This is a genomic window from Acetivibrio mesophilus, assembly GCF_004102745.1.
Lineage (GTDB): Bacteria > Bacillota > Clostridia > Acetivibrionales > Acetivibrionaceae > Hungateiclostridium > Hungateiclostridium mesophilum.
The window spans coordinates 46,330-67,261 of sequence record NZ_RLII01000003.1; the positions used below are offsets into that span (position 1 = coordinate 46,330).

Annotated in this window: 19 protein-coding genes; 9 read left to right on the forward strand and 10 right to left on the reverse strand. The window is 39.4% G+C overall.

Going from position 1 to position 20,932, the window contains the following annotated elements; genetic code table 11:
- Nucleotides 1-214: 214 nt before the first annotated feature.
- Complete coding sequence (locus EFD62_RS03940; protein WP_128705773.1) at nucleotides 215-856, forward strand: hypothetical protein; 642 nt, start codon at nucleotides 215-217, stop codon at nucleotides 854-856.
- 122 nt (nucleotides 857-978) lie between these two features.
- Nucleotides 979-1,296 carry a hypothetical protein gene (locus tag EFD62_RS03945; protein ID WP_069193416.1) on the forward strand — a complete coding sequence of 106 codons (318 nt, stop codon included), beginning with the start codon at nucleotides 979-981 and terminating at the stop codon, nucleotides 1,294-1,296.
- Nucleotides 1,297-1,384: 88 nt separating this feature from the next.
- Here the strand turns inward: EFD62_RS03945 and EFD62_RS03950 are convergent, their stop codons facing one another.
- Nucleotides 1,385-3,847: a mannose-1-phosphate guanyltransferase gene (locus EFD62_RS03950; protein ID WP_069193415.1), complete on the reverse strand. Its 2,463-nt coding sequence runs from the start codon at nucleotides 3,845-3,847 to the stop codon at nucleotides 1,385-1,387.
- 360 nt (nucleotides 3,848-4,207) lie between these two features.
- Here EFD62_RS03950 and EFD62_RS03955 point away from each other — a divergent pair, with 360 nt between their 5' ends.
- From EFD62_RS03955 to EFD62_RS03985, 7 genes are all read left to right on the forward strand, one after another.
- Entirely contained in the window at nucleotides 4,208-4,531 is a 324-nt protein-coding gene (locus tag EFD62_RS03955) for a carbohydrate-binding protein (protein ID WP_069193414.1), read from the forward strand.
- A 171-nt stretch (nucleotides 4,532-4,702) separates the two neighbouring features.
- Complete coding sequence (locus EFD62_RS03960) at nucleotides 4,703-5,170, forward strand: hypothetical protein (RefSeq protein WP_069193413.1); 468 nt, start codon at nucleotides 4,703-4,705, stop codon at nucleotides 5,168-5,170.
- Between the two features lie 172 nt (nucleotides 5,171-5,342).
- Entirely contained in the window at nucleotides 5,343-5,591 is a 249-nt protein-coding gene (locus EFD62_RS03965; protein ID WP_069193412.1) for an amphi-Trp domain-containing protein, read from the forward strand.
- Nucleotides 5,592-5,704: 113 nt separating this feature from the next.
- Nucleotides 5,705-6,757 carry a CotS family spore coat protein gene (locus EFD62_RS03970; protein WP_069196230.1) on the forward strand — a complete coding sequence of 351 codons (1,053 nt, stop codon included), beginning with the start codon at nucleotides 5,705-5,707 and terminating at the stop codon, nucleotides 6,755-6,757.
- A 5-nt stretch (nucleotides 6,758-6,762) separates the two neighbouring features.
- Complete coding sequence (locus EFD62_RS03975; protein ID WP_069193411.1) at nucleotides 6,763-7,800, forward strand: CotS family spore coat protein; 1,038 nt, start codon at nucleotides 6,763-6,765, stop codon at nucleotides 7,798-7,800.
- Between the two features lie 15 nt (nucleotides 7,801-7,815).
- Nucleotides 7,816-9,126 carry a glycosyltransferase family 4 protein gene (locus EFD62_RS03980; RefSeq protein ID WP_128705774.1) on the forward strand — a complete coding sequence of 437 codons (1,311 nt, stop codon included), beginning with the start codon at nucleotides 7,816-7,818 and terminating at the stop codon, nucleotides 9,124-9,126.
- Nucleotides 9,127-9,197: 71 nt separating this feature from the next.
- On the forward strand, nucleotides 9,198-10,172 hold the full coding sequence (locus tag EFD62_RS03985) for a dTDP-glucose 4,6-dehydratase (protein ID WP_128705775.1): 975 nt from the start codon (nucleotides 9,198-9,200) through the stop codon (nucleotides 10,170-10,172).
- Between the two features lie 78 nt (nucleotides 10,173-10,250).
- On the opposite strand, the gene EFD62_RS03990 is transcribed toward EFD62_RS03985, so the two are convergent.
- From EFD62_RS03990 to EFD62_RS04030, 9 genes are all read right to left on the reverse strand, one after another.
- On the reverse strand, nucleotides 10,251-10,517 hold the full coding sequence (locus EFD62_RS03990; RefSeq protein ID WP_069193408.1) for a DUF3343 domain-containing protein: 267 nt from the start codon (nucleotides 10,515-10,517) through the stop codon (nucleotides 10,251-10,253).
- A gap of 131 nt (nucleotides 10,518-10,648) precedes the next feature.
- Nucleotides 10,649-11,389: a hypothetical protein gene (locus EFD62_RS03995; protein ID WP_069193407.1), complete on the reverse strand. Its 741-nt coding sequence runs from the start codon at nucleotides 11,387-11,389 to the stop codon at nucleotides 10,649-10,651.
- Between the two features lie 271 nt (nucleotides 11,390-11,660).
- Nucleotides 11,661-11,927 carry a stage V sporulation protein S gene (locus EFD62_RS04000; protein ID WP_069193406.1) on the reverse strand — a complete coding sequence of 89 codons (267 nt, stop codon included), beginning with the start codon at nucleotides 11,925-11,927 and terminating at the stop codon, nucleotides 11,661-11,663.
- A gap of 156 nt (nucleotides 11,928-12,083) precedes the next feature.
- Nucleotides 12,084-12,866, reverse strand: coding sequence for a TIGR00282 family metallophosphoesterase (locus EFD62_RS04005; RefSeq protein WP_069193405.1), 783 nt, complete (start codon nucleotides 12,864-12,866; stop codon nucleotides 12,084-12,086).
- Between the two features lie 178 nt (nucleotides 12,867-13,044).
- The gene (rny, locus tag EFD62_RS04010; protein WP_069193404.1) at nucleotides 13,045-14,619 is read right to left on the reverse strand and encodes a ribonuclease Y; all 1,575 of its coding nucleotides are present in this window, start codon (nucleotides 14,617-14,619) and stop codon (nucleotides 13,045-13,047) included.
- A 122-nt stretch (nucleotides 14,620-14,741) separates the two neighbouring features.
- Nucleotides 14,742-15,419, reverse strand: a complete 678-nt coding sequence (locus tag EFD62_RS04015; RefSeq protein ID WP_069193403.1) for an ATPase — start codon at nucleotides 15,417-15,419, stop codon at nucleotides 14,742-14,744.
- A gap of 97 nt (nucleotides 15,420-15,516) precedes the next feature.
- Nucleotides 15,517-16,368, reverse strand: coding sequence for a bifunctional methylenetetrahydrofolate dehydrogenase/methenyltetrahydrofolate cyclohydrolase FolD (folD, locus tag EFD62_RS04020; protein WP_128705812.1), 852 nt, complete (start codon nucleotides 16,366-16,368; stop codon nucleotides 15,517-15,519).
- Nucleotides 16,369-16,475: 107 nt separating this feature from the next.
- Nucleotides 16,476-18,416 (reverse strand): YgiQ family radical SAM protein, encoded by a 1,941-nt coding sequence (locus EFD62_RS04025; RefSeq protein ID WP_128705776.1) that lies wholly within the window; start codon nucleotides 18,414-18,416, stop codon nucleotides 16,476-16,478.
- Nucleotides 18,417-18,439: 23 nt separating this feature from the next.
- A complete protein-coding gene (locus EFD62_RS04030; RefSeq protein ID WP_069193400.1) occupies nucleotides 18,440-20,845 on the reverse strand; it encodes an FtsK/SpoIIIE family DNA translocase in 2,406 nt (801 codons plus the stop codon).
- Between the last annotated feature and the right edge of the window lie 87 nt (nucleotides 20,846-20,932).

The window sequence follows — 20,932 nt, forward strand, 5'->3', positions numbered from 1 at the left end:
AGTAAAACTATTCTACATTTCATGAAAAATATCCGATAATCTAATTCTACATTAAAAATACACTATTTCAAGTACCAATATATAAATTTCTTGTTATGTATAACATTGAATCTAAAATCCAAATAGGTGTTATTATAATTGAACTCTGGTTATACTAAATAAATCAGATTGAGCAATTGCAAATATCAATCTTAATATCTTGGAGGTGGATTTTATGCTTTGCAGCTTGCTTGCGGAAAAGCTGAGTTTTAGAGATATTAGTGTATCCTTCGACAATGTTCTGGATAATGCTAAGGCCTCAAGCGGAGGAGAAAGAGATGTGAACTTTCTTAAGTTCCTGATAGATAATAAGCTGCTTTTGCAAGAAGAGGCATACTTAACCAGAACAAATATAGACTTTAGAGAAGAAACATACATGATCAAATACAAAAAAATGAGTCATGAGAGTACCAATCATTACCTTTGCAGAGCAATATTAATGGAGGAGCTAGAAAAATTGGGAATCGAAACGCTACCCGGTACGGACGCTGGAAATATGAATATACTCCGCTCCAGTGCAAACTATGACATCGCAGCCAAAGACTTAAGCTTTGTTATGGACATAGGGCTAACACCGGCAAGAAACTTTTTTAGAGGCCTTACAGATACCCGCGTAAAATATTACCTTATCACCTCATATTTTGATGATTACATGGATCACATAATATTCTGCTGCCTCAAAAGAGCAAAAGATGAAGCTTTTCTCGATGCAGTGAAAGACTACGAAGACGGATTTAAAACGTTTATTCCCAAGGAATCTTCTGCCACAACCGGAAATTTTGACTTTGACACCCTTTCTTCAAACTATGGAGATTAATTTTTAGATACAATTTAATCTACTTCACAGTGCATAAATTTTTTTAACTTTTGCTTCTCTACTATTATTTGTGGTATATAATAAATGTTAGACTTTAATATAGTAAGCGGAGGGCGGATTTTATGTTCTATCAGATAAGGTACCAAACAGGAGAAATTAAGGATATGGTTGCGGAAATGAGAAAAGGCAGCATCCCATGCATGGATGTTGATGATATGAATGAGTTTAATTGGGTAGTAAATAAACTCGAAGAACACAATATTTATCTTGCAAAAAATATTCCCTTTGACAAGGATGCAAGGGACAGGATTAATGAGCCGGAATTTGAATTCAGAGCTGCATTTTCCTCCAGTAAGGACTCAGAGGATAATCTCATGTATATTGACTTTTATTTTGAACCTTTTGTAGAAGAGGATTATGACCCTATATTTGGGGATTGATAATCGTCGACATTGAATTGAAATTAATCTTAAAGGGGCATCAAAGCCCCACTTTTTTTGGATAAAAACTGTTGTTGGATTTTTTGAGTTATCTTTGGCTTATTTCCTTTACTTTGTTCACGTAGAAATTCGTAAGTTCTTCCGCAAATTCAGCAGAATAGCTCTCGCTTTTAATCTTAAATATCGGCTGCTCAGCATCAGGCAGGACCAATACCCAGCCTCCATCCTTAAATATCTTTACTCCTTCAAGGGTTTCAATGCTTTCATTATCATTTTCCTGAATAATCTGCCTTATCACCTTGCCTTTTGCATTCCATGAGCATTCAACTTCTTTTTCGCTTACATAAAAATCCGGTATCATATCCACAAGATCCGAAAGGGTGTAGTTTTCCGATTTCATGAAATCCAGAATTTTTACCAGTCCGGCAATTGCATCAAAATGCAGGGTAAACTGTTCATATACATTTTCCTTTATTTCATTTCCCAGTATCTTGTTCATAAGATCTTGAGGAGACGTCTTGGTTCGTATTACCTTGCCGTTGTTTTGCTCAGCCAATTTATCCACAACTGAGCTGGTAGAAATCGGCACAACCACAGTCCCACCCTCGACGGTTTTAAACATAATTAATGAAATAAGGGCCGTAAACATATCATCCGATATAATCCGTCCATTATTGTCTACCAGCATCATTTTTTCAGAAGTATCTTCAATTGACACGCCCAGATCATAATTTCCACTCCTTGTCATGCTGGTAAAATAGGTCATCTCATGAGAGTCATTCCCATTCCTCATTGTTTTTGCATTCTTTAGACCCAGATCGGTTTTTTCCACGGTACAACCAAGGCTTTCAAGCAAATCCGTTACCGTATCAAGAATAAACTGAGATGGAGAATTCAGCGCTATACGATATCCCAACTCTTTTGCCCGGGTGTTGTTTATTATATTTCTCAAATAGTATCTGGTATAATCCGGTATTACTTCAATATTCTCAATTGCCTCTCCCTCGCATCTGCTAAAATCTTCCCTCTGAAAAGCATTTTCAATTTTTCTCTCCACGGCTCTTTCTATATTGCTTCCGTTCTTGTCCAGAAATTCTACATTGAGTCTTCCAAAATTTTTGCTTGATGTACCGATATGAATCCCTCCATCTGCTCCATAAAACCGTACTGCAGATCTGGAAACCGGCAAATGAAGAACCCCAAAGTCGAGAACCTTAAGTCCTGCGGAAAGCAATCCTGACATAAAGGATATCTTAAGCATCTTCGCTGCACTAGAGTCATCAGAGCTTACCCCAATTTTTCCCTTACCTTTAAAAATAGCTCCATAGGCAGCACCAAGCTTTGAAGCATACTCCGGTGTGATATCCACATTTATTTCCCCTGCAACTCCTCTAAAGCCAAATATGGAACGAACGAACTTTGACCCCCATACAAGGTTTGAATTTACCTCAGTCCCGCCCTCCACAATCTTATTGGGCCATATTTTTATACTAGGCTTTATTACCGCATTTGTACCTATTTGAGTATCATCTCCGATAACGGAATTTTCAAAGGTTGAAGCTCCTTCTTTGATATTAACCTTATTGCAAATCACTGTTCCCCTCAACTGAGCATTACTGTCAAGTATGTTATTCTTCCAAAGAATGCTTCTCTTAATTCCGCTTCTCTCACCTATAATATTATTATCCCCCAAAACAGAATAGCTTCCTACAACAGAATCCTTCTTTATTCGGGTATTTGCTCCAATCACACAGGGCTCCTCTATTACAGCGTTTTCCTCTATAACGCTTCCTTCTCCTACCCATACCCTGTCCCTTATCCTGTTGCCCGGTATGTTTATTCTTACTTTGCCGTCCAACACGTCCATATGAGCTTGACTATAAGCCATAAGATCGCCTATGTCACACCAGTATTCATCGGTTATATATCCGTACATAGGTCTATTTTCCCTTAAAAGTATCGGAAACAAATCCTTGCTAAAGTCAAACATTTCATTTTTATTAAAATATTTTAAAACCTCAGGAGACAGTATATAAATGCCGGTGTTTACAGTATCACTGAATACTTCTCCCCAACTGGGTTTTTCCAGAAACCTTGTTATTCTGCCATTCTCATCGGTTACAACTACGCCGTATTCTAAAGGTATATCCACCTTCTTTAATACTAGCGTAGCAACTGATCCTTTGCTGTAATGATAGTCTATTGCTTTTCCCAGGTCGATATCCGTAAGGGCATCTCCGCTTATTACGAGGAATGTATCATCCAAAAACTCTTCGGCGTTTTTTACACTTCCCGCTGTTCCCATCGGCTTATCTTCAACATAATATCTTAAATTTATTCCAAAATCCTTTCCATCCCCAAAATAATCCTTTATCATATCCGGTAAATACTGCAACGTAACAGCAATATCCTTAAGTTCATAGTTTTTCAGCAACTCAATAATATGTTCCATAACAGGTTTGTTTACAATAGGTACCATTGGTTTTGGTCTATTGCACGTAAGAGGTCTAAGTCTGGTACCTTCCCCTCCCGCCATGATAACTGCTTTCATTCTATTCATCCTTTCATAGATTTCTTGCGTAAACTTTTAGAAACTATATTAATCCCTGATAATAAATAAAACTCGGTCTCATACTTAAAGCTTTTGTAAAACCCCCAAGTTTAATTCATTTTAATTTTAATCAGGTTTGTTATTTTTTGTTTTTTATTTTCAAGTATTTAATGGGTCTTTTTATTATGCTCTTTAGACCGCAAAATATTACACATTAGTTGCTTCAACTTTAAATACCAGTATTTTTTCGTGCTATTTATCAAATAATAAAAAACTCCTACAGGTTATGAATTTATCAACATCACCTGTCAGAAATTATTAACAAAAAACACGATGTTTATTATGAATGGAGGAATAGTTATGCCAAGAGCTTCTAAAGCAAATAATGATTATATGTCCAACGGTATCACAATAAAGCCGTCAACTCCTTCCGTTGGAGAGAATTTAACAATAATGTACGACGGCCTTCTTTCCAAAAGCGGTGCATCCCATGTATATGCCCACGTAGGCTTCGACAGCAGTTGGAGCCATGTTTATGACTACCCTATGATAAGGACTTCCATGGGATTTGAAGCAACAATACCTGTTGTTGAAGCCGATACCCTAAACATCTGCTTCAAGGACTGTGCAAACAACTGGGACAATAACTGTGGAGCCAACTACTCTTTTGATGTATCCAAATAAAAGCTGCATCTCCCCTTTCATTCCGAAGCTTCTAGAAACAGCTGATTTTTTATCGCTATAGCTTTAAAAGCAGGGGTAGCCCCTGCTTTTTCTTATATGTTTAGGTTCTGGCCCATTTATGGAACAATTTCCTTTGCTGTTTAATATTATGAAGGAAGGAGGTATTGCCATATGATGTTCAACAATCGTAGAATGTACATAAACAGGTATCCTGCTCCTCAAAGACAAACCGAAACAAATAATTCACCGGAAGTCCAAAGCAGCAGTGATGCAAAAAATGATATCAATGCCAAAGACAGCAAGAAATTGATACTGGATACCTTCAAAAGCATTAACGATAGCATTACGGAGAATATTAATGAAATCAACCAAGCAATCAGTAAACTCAACGAAAGGGTTGAAAACTTAGAAAACCAAATTCTTATGCTGGAATCCCAGATTGAATCTGAAGAATCCGGCAGAAGCCGAATCTCCCAATCAGAGCTTTCAAATATTAAAACAGAGCTGGAGCTGCTAAAAAGAGATTCCTCCAAAATGCAGTCTGAAGAAAACAGGGAAATCAGCAATAGACCGGTAATGCCCGGATCCGGATTTTCAGCAATTACTGAAGAATATCTTAGAAACCTCAATAAAAGGTGATTCAGCTCAAAAAGTCTTTTAAAAAGACTTTTTCTTTTACTTCCATTAATTAACTTCCGATAAAGGCATTAATTTTCAAAAAAATAATAATGTGGGTAACATAAAATTACCAAGTGAATATTATGTATAAGAAGCAAAATTAATATATCAATAATGAAGGGAGTCTTATTTTATGAAGTATCAAGAGGATTTTTTCGGTTCAAAGAGTGATTTTGCTGATTTTGTGAAAAAAGTTGTTCCTGATCTGTTCTCAGGCAAATTGGCAGTAGAAGGCAAAAATGTAGGCATACCTGCTGACCGCAATGTTGATTACAAGATCAAATACAGTGAAGATGAAGAAAGTGCTGCTCTCACACTCAAGGTTTCTTGGGATTTTGGAACTGAGACTGAAGAAGAAGAAATAGAACTTGATGTGGATTAATCCTGCTTTTTGTCTGGAAAGGGGGTTTTCCCCTCTTTCCATCAATTTTATCGATCTCGGAGCTTTATTTGCAACCGAGTCTATTTTCTTTTTAAAGGAGGATGCTTAAGAACATGTCTTCTATAAAATATGAGCCTCTCGATGATGTCCTTGCCCAATATGATATAAAGGTCATCTCAACAAAAAATGAGAGCTATAAGGATAAAAAGGGCGTTTGGTGGATAGAGACCCCAGATGGATACAGGATTCTAAAAAAAATATCCAATTCCGAGGATACTTTTAAATATATATTGAGTGCTGCCGAGCACCTAAGAAAAAATGGAATGAATATTCCCGCCGTATATAAAACAAGGGATGGAAAAGACTATGTGAATATTAACGGAACTTGCTATGTTCTGTACGAAGCAATTGAAGGCAAAAGCCCTTCGTACAATTCACCGGAAGAATTTAAGGCAATTGTTAAAGAACTTGCCAGATTTCATGCCGCATCAGTTGGATTTTCTCCTTTGGAAGATACAAAACCAAAAATCCATCTTGGAAAATGGATTGAACAATACACAAATCAGCTGGAAGACATGAACAAGTTCTATCAAGCAGAGCTTGATAAAACTGAAAACGACAAGATAGGAAAAATAATTATTGAAGAATTCCCTGCCTTTTATGAAAGGGCAAAACAAGCTATTGAAGGCTTAAAGGGCAAGGAGTATCAAGAATGGGTGAAAAAAGTAGAAACTAGTGGCGGACTTTGCCATCAGGATTTTGCAGCCGGAAATCTGTTAAAAAACCCTTCGGGCAAAATTTTTGTTCTGGACACTGATTCCCTTACCATAGATATCCCGGCACGAGATATCAGAAAGCTCCTTAATAAAATTATGAAAAAGAACGGAAGCTGGGATTTGGAGACTTTCAAAAAATTGATAAGATTTTACCAATCGGAGAATCCACTGACTTATTCCGAATGGGTCGTTGTCAAACTTGACATTATGTTTCCCCATCTGTTTTTAGGAGCCATGAATAAATTTTACTACAAAAGAGACAAGGAATGGAGCTTTGAGAAGTATCAAAAAAGGATAACTGAGATGGCCACTTTTGAAAAGACCATCACACCTATTCTGGAAAACTTCGAGTCCATTGTCAATGAAGAGATTTATCAAAGGAAGGACTGAGCTGCTTGAACGATATTACCAATAATCAGAATATAGATCTTTATGAGCTTGCAAGTAATGTATTAAAGGAGTATGAAATTGAACCCGAAACCATCAATGTGATTCAAAGTGCAAGCATAAAAACCGTATGGAGACTAAAAACAAAGGACCGTGAACTGTGCCTCAAAAGATTGAAGCAGACCTTAGACAAGGCCCGCTTTTCCGTAAATGCACAGGATTTTATATATAATTGTGGCGGAAATGTCCCCGGGATAATCCGGGATAAAAAAGGCAATCTTATTCATTCCTACAACGACCAACTATTCGTTGTATACGAATGGCTTTACGGCAGGGATTTGGCCTTCGGCAATCCCGATGACCTAAAAGCAGCCTTGCAGGGCCTTGCCAAATTCCATATTGCATCAAAGGGCTATGTTTCACCGGAGGATGCTCGAGTCTCTTCAAAGCTCAACAAGTGGCCCGAGCAATATAAATCCATGGCAGATAAGCTTTCCTCCTGGAAAGAAGTATCCCGGGAAAAACCTGCTTCGGGATACTTAAATGCTTTCCTTAAATACGTTGACGATATCGTTGATATCGGTCATCAGGCTATAGAGCTTTTAAATGCCTCAAGATACACCGAATTGACAGCCAACGATTCGGAAGCAATTGTTCTGTGCCATCAGGATTATGGCAAGGGAAATGCACTTCTTACAGACAATGGTGTTTATGTTATTGACCTCGATGGAGTAACTTGGGATCACCCTGGACGGGATTTAAGGAAAATAATCGGCAAGCTGGCAGAAAACAGAGGCTCCTGGTCTTTGGACCTAATAGAAAATATCCTCGATTGGTACAGCGAAATAAATCCCCTTTCCCCCGCCGATAAGGAGCTCATATATATTGACCTCATATATCCCCATTGGTTTTTCGGTCTTGTCAAAAACATATTTAAAAACGACAAAAGCGTAAGCCCATCAAAAATTGAAAAAATAGCAAGGCTGGAGAACTCAAAGATACCTTTGCTGACGGAAAAGCTTCGAGATATCAAATCACCAAACTAAAAAGGGGGGTATAAAATGAAGATTGCCTTAGTATGTACTGAGAAACTCCCTGTACCTCCAGTTGCTGGAGGCGCAGTTCAGTTGTATATAAGCGAGATACTGCCATATATTAAAGAACATCATGAAATAACCGTTTTCTGCAAGAGCTATCCCGGTCTTTCCAACAATGAGATCGTTGATAATGTAAAATATATCCGGGTACCGGCCAGCAATCCTGCAAGGTATATAAGAAATATACTGGATCATCTGGACGAAAGCTTTGACCTGGTGCATGTGTTCAACCGTCCAAAGTGGGTGTTGGACTTAAGTAAAAATCTTCCTTCTGTGAGATTCAGCCTAAGTCTTCACAACGAAATGTTTTTGCCGGATAAGATACCGCCGGAAAAAGCAATAGAGTGCATAGACAGAGTGGAATTTATAAACACTGTGAGTAAATTCATAGCTGATGGTATAAAGAAGCTTTATCCCATATCAGAAAGCAAATTAAGAGTGGTTTACTCCGGAGTTAATCCCGAAAAATACAGCCCCACCTGGTCACCTGATGCTCTTCGCAATAAAGATGTTCTTAAAAAGAAGCTTGGAATAGAAGATAAACGGGTAATCCTCCACGTCACCAGGTTAAGTCCGAAAAAAGGAACCCATATAGTTCTTTCCGCGATGAAAAAAGTAATGGAAAGCTTTAACGACATTGCTCTGGTGATAATCGGAAGTAAATGGTACGGTAAGAATGAAGAAGATGATTTTACCAAACAGTGCAAGGCTCTGGCAGAAGAATTAAGCGGTCCGGTTGTTTTTACAGGTTTTATTCCCCCCTCTGAAATCCCGGCCTATTATAATGTTGGGGACATATTTGTGTGTGCCTCCCAATGGAATGAACCCTTGGCAAGGGTACACTACGAGGCAATGGCTGCAGGCCTTCCCATTATTACAACCGACCGGGGCGGAAATGCCGAGATATTTGAACACAATGTCAATGGCCTTATAATAAAGGATTACAATAATCCCGACTCCTTTGCCGAATGCATATGCTACCTTCTCAACAACCCCGATACAGCTCTTGAAATTGGGCATAAAGCCTTTGAGACTGTCCTATCAAGGTATACCTGGCAGAGAGTAGCCGATGAAGTTCTAGACCCAATCAAGAGCTTCGGGCCAAGGATAATTACTAAAGTGATGAAAGTACAGGATGATGTGACAGAAGAAAATATTACAAAAAAGAATTCTACAGTAAAAAATTCCACAGAAGATATTTCTACAGAACTAAACACAACAGACAAAAGTATAGCAGAAGATATTGAGAATTTTTTTGCCGAAAGCGATTTTTAAAATGAAGCCAGATAAGTTTTTTAGATGCCAAAAAGCAAAAATCCGACTTTCTTGATAAGGGAAGTGATTCTATGAGAGTAATGCTTATCACAGGTGGGGCAGGTTTTATAGGAAGTAACTTTATCCGGTTCTTTCTTAGAAAAAACAAAGATTTTATTATCGTAAACATGGATAATCTAAACTATGCATCAAACCTTGATAACTTCAAGGATTTGGAAAGATCGCCTCGATACCATTTTGTAAAGGGCAGTATCGCAAACCATGAACTTGTAAACTATGTTATTAAAAGGCATAGACCTGACTATATAATCAATTTTGCCTCAGAATCGAATTCGGATAATTGTATAAATAATCCGATAAACTATATGCAAACACATGTACTCGGTACTCAGACATTACTTGAAAGTGCCCGGTATTTCTGGGGAAAACACAAATTCCAGGGCAACCGTTTTATTCAAGTATCAACAAATGAGGTATATGGAAGCACACCGAACAGTGATGTATTTTTCAGCGAGGATACGCCAATCTCGCCGGACAATCCATTCTCAGCTTCAAAAGCCGCTGCCGATATACTGGTAAAATCCTATGCATCAGCCTACGGCTTCCCGGCTATAATAACCCGGAGCTGCCCAACCTACGGACCTTATCAGCATATTGGAAATTTCGTTCCGACCTGCATAATAAATGCACTTTCGGATAAACCCATTTCGGTCTGTCAAAACAGCCCCAATGTGCGGGAATGGATATATGTGCTGGATCATTGTGTAGCCCTTATAAGAGTATTATTTTACGGCAAAACAGGCGAAATCTACAATATCAGCTCCGGCAATGAAATGTCGGACTTTGATATGGCAAAAAAGATTCTCCGCCTTCTGGGCAAGCCTGACAGCACAATTGAGAGAATCGGTGACAGTTCTCTGCCGGACACAAGATGTGTTCTTAACAGCTACAAGCTAAAAAACAACCTGAACTGGAACACCAAATTCAAGATTGAGGATGGATTAAGGGATACTATCTTATGGTATAAGGAAAACGCAGATAGATGAAGAAATATAGAAGTGTAAAACCGAATCCCATAGCAAAATTCTAGAACCCCATCCAATTATAGAATGGGGTTCTAAAAGTTAATACGGAATTTCATGATAATAAAACTTTGCAGGACTTGCAACCTCTTTGTATAGTTTTAACCCCTGCAGGTTAAAACGTCTCAACAAGCCTATTGCCTGAGTCAGCTCACTTTCCTTAAATCTCACTCCTATATTGCACAAATCTATCATTATATCTCTGGGCATGTAAGTTATTTCACAGGTTTTCATACCCTCACTCTTCATCCTGTGCTCTAAAAGGAAGGCGTGGGTTCTTGACTCTAGGCCAACATAATAGTATTCCATACAATCACTCCACAACAATACAAAAGCTCGGGACACAGAGTCCCTTTTCTTTTGCCTCTTTCATTTCACTCCAAGAGGCTAACAAAAACACACAGAACTGCAGCTTTATGCAGTTCTGCGCGTTTTATAGCTTATTCACTTCTTTGATCCAACGGATTCCACTTCTGATCTGGGAAAAACTTTGTTGGGAAAGGTGTCTTTGTCTTATCATTGAACGTCTTGCAGTTCTGTACTGCCGGGTTGGCCTGTTCTGGAGGAACCGGGCAATATCCGTAAGCAGGAATAAGAAGCTGTACAACACACTCGCATTTAACTATAAAGAATACCCCTATATCAAGTGTAAGGACTCCGGTATTAGGATTAATCATGTCATTAAAAGCTTCAGCCAAAGCCTCAACCTTTATCATAGTTCCATCGGGGTCCTTGGTCTTCATAGAACCTTCCCAGAAGTTTTCAGTTGATTTGATTACTCCAACCTGTGCAACACAGCTTGGGCAGTAAATTTCATTTATCGTGATGTTAAATGATGCTTCATCGGTCTGGCAAAGCTGCTCAGAACCGTCAGAATAGTGTATTTTGTACCTTATCTTCACAAATAGTTTCAGCTTTTTATAACCGGGTCTTGTCAAAGAGTCAGTCTTTGATATTACCTTCACTTCAACGATATCAAAATCGGTTGCGCCTTCAAAAGCGTAAACAGAATGGCAGTGGTCACCACCCTTTTTCAAGCATATTGTTCTTGTAACACAATCTCTCAGTGCTACTTGGTCAAATACCTTTGGCACCTGTATACATACCAACTCATTTGGTGGTGGGAAACAGTCAGGATTTAAAATCTGACCGGCTTCAATTTTAGGTCCATGTGCATGCATAGCATAATCCTCCTTTTAACATAATACCTTATACTGATTAACAATTCCTGTGCTATTCATCCATTCTTTTATCATAAGATTTCATCTACACTATCAGTATATTAAAAAATAAAAAAAGGGTTACACTTTCTGCATATTATGGTTTTAAAGTAAACGTAAGATATATATGCTACAATAGTAGAATCTATGAAAAATGTTTATTGCATAATATATAGATTAATTGCAAAAAAAACTGCCCTATAAAGGGCAGATATTTATTATTTCTAGGATATTATGTCCTCCTCGGCTCTACAATCAGCTTTATTGCTGTTTTTTCAACACCATCAATCACAACATCAGTAAAAGCCGGGATGCAAATTAATTCAATTCCCGATGGGGCAACAAAACCTCTTGCTATAGCTATTGCCTTTATAGCCTGATTTAATGCTCCGGCACCAATTGCCTGAATCTCAACTGTACCATTTTCTCTTACAAAACCCGCTAACGCTCCTGCTATAGAATTTGGGTTGGATTTTGCTGAAACCTTTAAAATACTCATGGTTTTTTACCCCCTTCTTTAACATACAGAACTTACACGTAAATAACCAAGTAAATTTAACTAAGTCATATTATTTATAATTCTACATAAAATCAGAAAATCCTCTTTTTTAGTCAATAATTAGTAATGCTCTAGCCATTATAAGGAGTTCTCCAATCACATATCCAGTATTTGATTTATTCTTTCTATATTCATTGTTTTCCCGGTTTTTTCATCAATCTCCAAGTATACAGCATTAAACTGAACCGTTCCATGAGCTACCTCAAATCTCACGGGCATATGGGTTAAGAACTTCTGAATTACAATTTCTCTGTTTACTCCTATAATGCCATCATAGGGCCCAGTCATTCCAACATCGGAAATAAATGCAGTGCCAAAGGGCAAAATCCTTTCATCAGCAGTCTGAACATGGGTATGGGTGCCCAAAACGCAACTGACTCTGCCATCAAGATACCATGCCAGAGCACACTTTTCCGAGGTAGCCTCTGCATGCATATCCACAACAACTATTTTGCAATTGCTCTTTAAATACTCCAATTCCCTTTCTGCTGCCTTAAACGGGCAGTCTATACTATCCATATATACTCTTCCCATGAGATTAAGGATGCCTATTTTCCCCTTCTCACCTGAGATAATAGTTGATCCTTTTCCGGGAAGCTCAGACGGATAATTGGCCGGTCTTACAATATTGTTATCTGAATCAATAAAATTGGTTATCTCCTTTTTTGACCATGTATGATTTCCCAGTGTTATTGCATCAATTCCGGATTTATACAGCTCTTGGGCAACTACATAGGTTATTCCGCTCCCACCTGCTGCGTTCTCACCATTGGCGATGCAAAAATCTATCTGTCTTTCTCTCTTTAATTTCTGTATCATTTCCTTTGCGGCTTTTCTACCGGGATTGCCAAAAATGTCTCCAATAAACAGAACTTTCAAATTATATCCTCCATTTCCAATGCATGGGCAACACAATATGTACTTAATAATTATTCTATTCCCGATAAGTTCATAAAATAATAAAATAAAATCCAATAGCCTCTTTCATTTCATTCTAAGAGGCCAAATAACACAAAAAGCGTGAATCCACGCTTTTTGTGCAGAAAATATCGGAAATCTATTTAGCATATTCGATAAACCTGGTCTCCCTGATAACATTTACTTTTATCTGTCCGGGATAATCAAGCTCATTTTCAATCTTCTTAACAATATCTCTAGCAACCAATGAAATATCTGCATCCGATACATCTTCGGGTTTTACCATGATACGAATTTCTCTACCTGCCTGAATAGCAAAACACTTATCTACACCTTCGAAAGAATTTGCTATCTCTTCAAGCTTTTCCAATCTCTTAATATACGATTCAAGGGTTTCTCTTCTTGCACCGGGTCTTGCTGCCGAAATAGAATCCGCAGCTTGTACAAGTACTGCCACTATGGAAGTAGCTTCTACATCACCATGGTGGGAAGCAATTGCATTGATAACTTCATTGCCTTCTTTGTACTTCTTAGCAATGTCAGCCCCAATCGTAACGTGTGAGCCTTCAACTTCATGGTCCACAGCCTTACCGATATCGTGCAGCAGACCTGCCCTTTTTGCAAGATTAACATCTGCGCCAAGCTCTGCAGCCATCAATCCCGCTAGATGAGATACTTCGATGGAATGGTTCAACACATTCTGACCATAGCTTGTTCTAAACTTAAGCTTACCAAGCAACCTGATAATTTCTGGATGCAAACCGTGAACTCCGGTATCAAACGTAGCATTTTCACCTTCCTGGCGAATGGTGTTTTCAACCTCTTTCTTGGCTTTTTCAACCATCTCTTCAATTCTTGCAGGATGTATTCTCCCATCAAGAATGAGCTTTTCGAGAGTAATTCTTGCAACTTCTCTCCTTATTGGATCAAATCCAGAGAGAATAACGGCTTCAGGCGTGTCGTCAATAATAAGATCGATGCCAGTCAATGTTTCGAGGGTTCTGATATTTCTTCCCTCTCGACCTATTATTCTACCCTTCATTTCATCATTTGGAAGTGGAACAACAGAAACGGTAACTTCAGATACGTGATCAGCGGCACATTTTTGAATTGCCATGGCCACAATATTCTTTGCTTTGGTATCCGCCTCTTCCTTAGCCCTTGCCTCAATATCCTTGATAAGGATTGCCATTTCATGCCTTACTTCACTTTCAACATTCTTCAAAAGAACTTCCTTCGCGTCCTCAACAGACAGCCCTGATATTCTTTCCAGCTCAGCCAACTGCTGTTTCTGCGTTTCCAGTGTCTGATCATAAAGTTCTTGGATTTCTTTCGTCTTCTTATTAAGAACTTCATCTTTTTGTTCTAAGGATTCAACTTTTCTGTCAAGAGCCTCTTCCTTTTGAACAAGTCTTCTCTCCAGGCGCTGGATTTCATTTCTTCTGTCCTTAATCTCTCTGTCAAGCTCCAATCTGCTTTTGTGAATTTCTTCCTTTGCCTCAAGCAGCACTTCCCTTTTCTTTCCTTCTGCAATCTTTTGTGCCTCACTGATTATTCTCTCTGCTTCTTGTTCAGCGCTGCCAATTTCAGCTTCTGCTTTTCTTTTTCTAAATTCAATACCCTTTCGGTAACTTATTACTGAAGCAATAATTGAAGCAATTACTGCAATTACTATACCTATTAAGAATCCAATCAAATAAGCTATAGCACACACCTCCTTATTCAGTTTTCAATGGTCAATTTTCAAATTTCAAATATTCAAATTCGTAGGCACTATTTTAGTACTTTTTCATTTTAATCTTTTTTATATTTTATGTCAAGAATCAATTAGCACAGTTAGCTTTCATCTCCAATAACAATGCTAACTCCATCTGCCATTTCCACACGATACCATCGATCAGACATTTCACTAAGATGCCTATTGTGTGTTACCATTATTACCTGTCTTTGGAACATTTGTGTGGTCTGTCTTAAAAATTCCGCCACTTGGGTGATATAATCATCACTTACATGCTTAGCAGGCTCGTCCAAAATAATCGGCCCTTTGATTTCCAGGTTGCTGCATTCCAACATGGCGATCCTTATAGCAAGGGAAATTATATCAATTACCCCTCCGCCTCTCGCATCCTGAGGCTTTGTCTTTATTTGCGTCCCTCCAAAGTTGCTCACAACATAAAACTCAGCCTCCGGTCTTCCTCTGACCTCATTTATTTCAATCTTAAACTCAATATTGGAGTCAAATATATATTGAAGGCAATGGGTCACCAGTGACTCAATTTGTACCCTTGATTGTTCCCTCGCAAATTCCGATACTTTTTGAAGGAGCAATCTCACCTTTTCCAGAATATCTATGTTGTCAAGAGCTTTCTTAAGCTGTGTCTCCAATGATGTCTTCTGTTCTATGAGCTGATCCATCTTGCCTTTCTGGTTGTAGTAGTATATCTTTGCTCTCTCATATCTGAGTTTGAAATTCTCAACATCATTACGATATTTTGAAAGGTTACTTGACTCCACACTTCCAACCTGCCTTCCTGTTCATTTGCATCACTTAGGTTCACACCTTGGAGCTTTTACCTCGCATTTCTCCTTTGTACACATAAGCCGTATTCTTTTATTTTGCCTGAAGCCTTGCTGCCTTCACAGTATTTTTCATGAGCATGGCAATGGTCATAGGACCAACTCCACCGGGCACAGGAGTTATTGCCGATGCCACACAGCTTGCGGATTCATACTCCACATCTCCCACAAGCTTTTTATTTTCCAGACGATTAATCCCAACATCAATCACCACTGCACCAGGTTTTACGCTGCTTCCTTTGATAAATTCCGGTTTTCCAACGGCCACAACAAGTATATCGGCTCTTTTGCATACTTCCTCAATATCTGCTGTCCTGGAATGACACACAGTCACAGTACCATTTTTTGACAATAAAAGCATAGCCATGGGCTTTCCGACAATATTGCTTCTTCCCACAACAACGCATTCCTTGCCGGAAATATCAATACCGCTCTCCTTTATCAGTTCCATTATACCTGCAGGTGTACACGGAAGAAAATCAGGATTTCCGGTCATAAGCTTTCCGACATTTACCGGGTGAAAAGCATCTACATCCTTTGATGGATCTATAGCAAAAATAACCTTTTCCTCATCAATATGCTTCGGCAGCGGCAATTGAACAAGTATTCCACTAACCTTTTCATCTTTGTTCAACTTATGTATAAGGTCAATCAATGCTTCCTCACTCGTATTTTCATCAAGTGCATATTCAAAGGATTCCATTCCTATCTCAGCACAAGCCTTCTTCTTTGAATTAACATACACCCTTGATGCCGGATCATTGCCTACGATTATTACAGCCAATCCCGGATTAATATTGCTCTTTTTCAACTCATCGACCTCAAGTTTTAGCTCTTCCTTTATTTTTGTTGACAATTCTTTGCCGTTTAATACTTTTGCCTCCATTTCAACCAACCTTTCCAAAACAATTTGTTATTAAAATAGCTTTCGCCAGATTTCATTCAACTTTATAATTTTATTTTATTCTTATTAACTTGTCAATTTCTTTCAGCTTATCTTGAATTCTTCCTTCTACTCTTTCCGGCATTTTTTGATTTGATTTTTGCGATACCTTTTCTTTGGGCTTTACCTTTTGCCAAATTGTCCTTTGAGGAATTTCTCAAGGGCTTTATTAGGCATTTCTTGCCGTATCCGATTAAATCCTCTCTGTGGGCAAGTTTAAGCGCCTCATAGACCAGCTTGTAATTCTCCTTCTTTCGAAACTGCAAAAGAGCCCTTTGCATTGCCTTTTCCTTTGCCGTCTTTGGAACATGTACTCTTTTCATTGTCCTTGGGTCTAATTCCGTATAAAACATACAGGTGGATAATGTCCCGGGAGTAGGATAAAAATCCTGCACCTGCTGGGGCGTATAGTTCATATCCCTGATATATTCCGCAAGCTCTATAGCTGCATTAAGGTCACTTCCCGGATGGCTGGAAATCATATAAGGGACAAGATATTGTTCTTTCCCTATTTTTTTGTTTATCTCATAAAACTTTTTGACAAATCTGTCATATACCTTTCTCTGAGGCTTCCCCATCTTTTCAAGTACACGATCCACCACATGCTCCGGTGCCACCTTTAACTGCCCGCTTACATGATGCTCGCAAAGCTCAGCAAAGAAGTCGTCATTTTTATCCAGCATCAGATAATCATATCTTATACCCGAACGTATAAAAACCTTTTTTATTTCCGGTATTTCCCGAAGCTTTCTTAGAAGCTCCAGATACTCGCTGTGATCCACCTCAAGGTTTTTACAGGGTTGGGGATGAAGGCATTGCCTTTTTTTGCACACCCCGGAAGACTCCTGTTTTTTGCAGGCTTTGTTTCTAAAGTTGGCCGTAGGCCCCCCCACATCATGAATATAGCCCTTAAATCCCGGAAGCCATGTAATCTTTCGAGCCTCATTAATTATTGAAGCCTGACTGCGCCTCTGGATTATCCTACCCTGATGATAATTCAATGCACAAAAGGAGCAACCGCCATAACAGCCTCTGTGGCTCGTTATACTAAACTCCACCTCTTCTATCGCAGGTACGCCCCCTTCCTTCTCATAGGAAGGATGATAGGTCCTCTCATAGGGAAGAGAATATATCCTATCCATTTCCTTTTCCGAAAGAGGATAAATCGGTGGATTCTGAACCACAAACCTGTCACCGTGCTGCTGTATCAAAGTACTTCCATTGTAGGCATCCTGCTCACTATATTGAGTCATAAAAGCCTCGGCATATTTTCTTTTGTTCCGGGACACCTCTTCAAATGACGGCAACACAATATAGTCTTTCTTTGGCATATCATGTTCTTCCCCATCAATAAACTGTCTTAATTTCTCGTTCATGTCCTCCTTCTTTGTCAAAAAGGCTGTGCCCCTTACATTTTGAATCTTATTTACTGCCACTCCCATGGAAAGATAACGGGCAATCTCCAGTATCGGTTTTTCCCCCATTCCATAAATTAAAAGGTCTGCCTTCGAATCAACCAGAATAGATCGTCTGACCCTGTCATCCCAATAATCATAGTGGGCAAATCTCCTCAAGCTTGCCTCAATTCCCCCAATAATCACTGGCACATCCTTAAAAAGCTCCCGGGCCTTATTGGTATATACAATTACTGCTCTATCCGGCCGTCTATGACTCTTTCCTCCTGGAGTATAAGAATCCTCGCTTCTCGGCTTTTTGCTTGCAGTATAATGATTTACCATGGAGTCTATTACTCCCGAGGATACAAGTACCGCCAACCGGGGTTTTCCCAATGCCAGAAAGTCATCATCTCTTCTCCAGTCAGGCTGGGCAACAATTCCAACTCTATAGCCTTCACTCTCTAAAATTCTTGTTATTATTGCATGTCCAAAGCTGGGATGATCCACATATGCATCACCGCTGATATAAAGGAAATCCAGCTCATCCCAGCCCCTATTATTCATATCTTCCCTTGTCACAGGTAAAAAAGCCATTGCTCCACTCCTAAATTATCGTACTACTCTCCACTTTTCATATTCATTTCTTGCAGCTGCTGTTTGGTTATAAGCACCTGTCTTGGCTTGCTTCCTTCAAAACGGCCGACAATTCCCCGGGCCTCCATCTGGTCAACTATCCTTGCCGCTCTGGCATATCCCACCTTGAACTTTCTCTGTATCAGGGATACCGATGCCTGCCCGGCGTCAACCACAAGCTCTATTGCCTGAGGCAGAAGCTCGTCATTGTCTCCGGGATCACTGTCCCGGCTTTCCTTTTCACTGTTTATCTCATCGATAATACTCTCATTATACTCTACATTTCCCTGGGATTTTATATACTCCACAACCCTCTCAACCTCGCCATCGGACACAAAAGCCCCCTTAACTCTTATAGGCTTTGACTCCCCTACAGGATAAAAGAGCATATCTCCCTTGCCAAGGAGCTTTTCTGCACCGGCCATGTCGATTATGGTCCTAGAATCCACTTGAGAGGACACTGAAAAGGCAATTCTTGAAGGTATGTTTGCCTTGATTACACCGGTAATTACATCCACCGACGGTCTCTGGGTGGCTATTACAAGATGCATGCCTGCTGCCCTCGCCATCTGTGCAAGTCTGCAAATGGCATCCTCAACATCGTTTGGGGCAACCATCATCAAATCTGCCAGCTCATCGATTATTATAACAATATGGGGCAGAAGTTCAGTCTCGCCGTTCTTAGCAAGCATAGCATTATATCCCTTCATGTCTCTGACACCCTTGTCCGCAAATAACTTGTACCTATTTACCATTTCCTGCACGGCCCAGTTCAACGCTCCTGCGGCCTTCTTCGGATCTGTCACAACAGGTATTAGGAGATGAGGAATTCCGTTATAAATACCAAGTTCAACCACTTTTGGGTCTACCATTAAAAGTTTTACCTCATTGGGTGAAGCTTTGAACAGTAGGCTTACAATAAGGCTGTTGATGCACACGCTCTTTCCCGATCCGGTGGCCCCGGCCACAAGAAGGTGGGGCATCTTGGCAATATCTGCCACCATATTCTGCCCCGATATATCCTTTCCCAAGGCAAAGGCAAGCTTTGAGTTATATTCCTTAAACTCCTTGGAATCCAAAACATCCTTTAAAAATACCGGCACCACTTCTTTGTTCGGAACCTCAATACCAACTGCAGCCTTACCCGGAATAGGAGCCTCTATTCTGACTCCCGATGCCGCAAGATTTAAGGATATGTCATCGGAAAGGCTTACAATTTTGCTGACCTTGACACCGGGACTGGGCTGAAGCTCATAGCGGGTAACAGCAGGCCCCATACTTACATTTACAACCTTTGCATCCACACCGAAGCTTTTGAGGGTTTCCTCAAGCTTTTTTGCCCCTTTTAAGGCAGTGCTTCTATAGTTTTCCGCATTTCCCGGACCTGTCTTGTTATCATCCAAAAGCTTGATGTGGGGATACCTGTATTCCACATTAACCTGGGGCTTTGATGAAATCTCTCTATTGACACTATCCGCAATCTCTTCAACCTTAGCAGCAGACATATCATTTTTCTTCAGATCCTGCACAATAAAGTCCACTTCATCGGTTTCGGCCTTGGTTTCATTAAGAATTACAACTTCAGCGTTATCATCGGCATTTTTCAAAGGACTAGCCTCTGTCGCCGCTTTGGTGTTTGTGCTGTCCTTAGCAGCCTTCTTTTCTTTAAAATTCAGAATCTTAGGAAGCTTTTTCCCATTCATCACAATATCAATGTCGGGATCTGCTTCACTCTCGGGCTCATCCTCTTCCCTCAGCTTCTCCTTAAGATCGCTTCCCGTTACCCTAAGACTGTTCTCAACCTTTGCAGTTATTGTCGTCACGTCATTCTTTATTCTCAGGATTACTCCTGCTATCGATATATCCGTGATGATAATAATATCAATTAATGCAATGGTGGTAAGAATGATTATTGTCCCAAGGTTTTTAAACATCAGCAAGAAGGGTATGCTGATAATTCCTCCCAGTATACCCCCGCCCTGCATGGCAACTCCATCATTGTAGAACTTTTTGATGCATTCAATAATTCCTTTGTTAACATAATCCTGTTCATTATAGAATAATGTCTGCAACATCGCAGTCAATATAAGTACAAGAACAAATAAATATGCAATTTTCGAATTTATTTTCTGACTGTTCTTCTTAAATATCACAAGTATCGAATAGAATATTATAAACGGAGGCACAACATACCCGGGCCAGCCCATAAGTCCCAAAATTAGACTCTTGATAAACGTACCGAATATGCCTATCGAATCCTCCATAAAAAGTCCGAACAACGCCAGCACTCCCAATGCCAGCATTATAATTCCAATTATTTCATTATTATATTTTCCAATACCGCTTTTCTTTTTGGTATATTTCTTCTTTTGTGTTTTCCTTGCTTTCAATTTGACACCCCCACAAATTACACATCTTTAGCTGTCAGCTGAAATAAACAAGCTATACTTAATATAACATAACCCACGCTATGCTGC

Coding starts and splice junctions, on each gene's coding strand:
- EFD62_RS03940 (WP_128705773.1), top strand. CDS start 215: ATGCTTTGCAGCTTGCTTGCGGAAAAGCTGAGTTTTAGAGATATTAGT.
- EFD62_RS03945 (WP_069193416.1), top strand. CDS start 979: ATGTTCTATCAGATAAGGTACCAAACAGGAGAAATTAAGGATATGGTT.
- EFD62_RS03950 (WP_069193415.1), bottom strand. CDS start 3,847: ATGAAAGCAGTTATCATGGCGGGAGGGGAAGGTACCAGACTTAGACCT.
- EFD62_RS03955 (WP_069193414.1), top strand. CDS start 4,208: ATGCCAAGAGCTTCTAAAGCAAATAATGATTATATGTCCAACGGTATC.
- EFD62_RS03960 (WP_069193413.1), top strand. CDS start 4,703: ATGATGTTCAACAATCGTAGAATGTACATAAACAGGTATCCTGCTCCT.
- EFD62_RS03965 (WP_069193412.1), top strand. CDS start 5,343: ATGAAGTATCAAGAGGATTTTTTCGGTTCAAAGAGTGATTTTGCTGAT.
- EFD62_RS03970 (WP_069196230.1), top strand. CDS start 5,705: ATGTCTTCTATAAAATATGAGCCTCTCGATGATGTCCTTGCCCAATAT.
- EFD62_RS03980 (WP_128705774.1), top strand. CDS start 7,816: ATGAAGATTGCCTTAGTATGTACTGAGAAACTCCCTGTACCTCCAGTT.
- EFD62_RS03985 (WP_128705775.1), top strand. CDS start 9,198: ATGAGAGTAATGCTTATCACAGGTGGGGCAGGTTTTATAGGAAGTAAC.
- EFD62_RS03990 (WP_069193408.1), bottom strand. CDS start 10,517: ATGGAATACTATTATGTTGGCCTAGAGTCAAGAACCCACGCCTTCCTT.
- EFD62_RS03995 (WP_069193407.1), bottom strand. CDS start 11,389: ATGCATGCACATGGACCTAAAATTGAAGCCGGTCAGATTTTAAATCCT.
- EFD62_RS04000 (WP_069193406.1), bottom strand. CDS start 11,927: ATGAGTATTTTAAAGGTTTCAGCAAAATCCAACCCAAATTCTATAGCA.
- folD (WP_128705812.1), bottom strand. CDS start 16,368: ATGGAGGCAAAAGTATTAAACGGCAAAGAATTGTCAACAAAAATAAAG.
- EFD62_RS04025 (WP_128705776.1), bottom strand. CDS start 18,416: ATGGCTTTTTTACCTGTGACAAGGGAAGATATGAATAATAGGGGCTGG.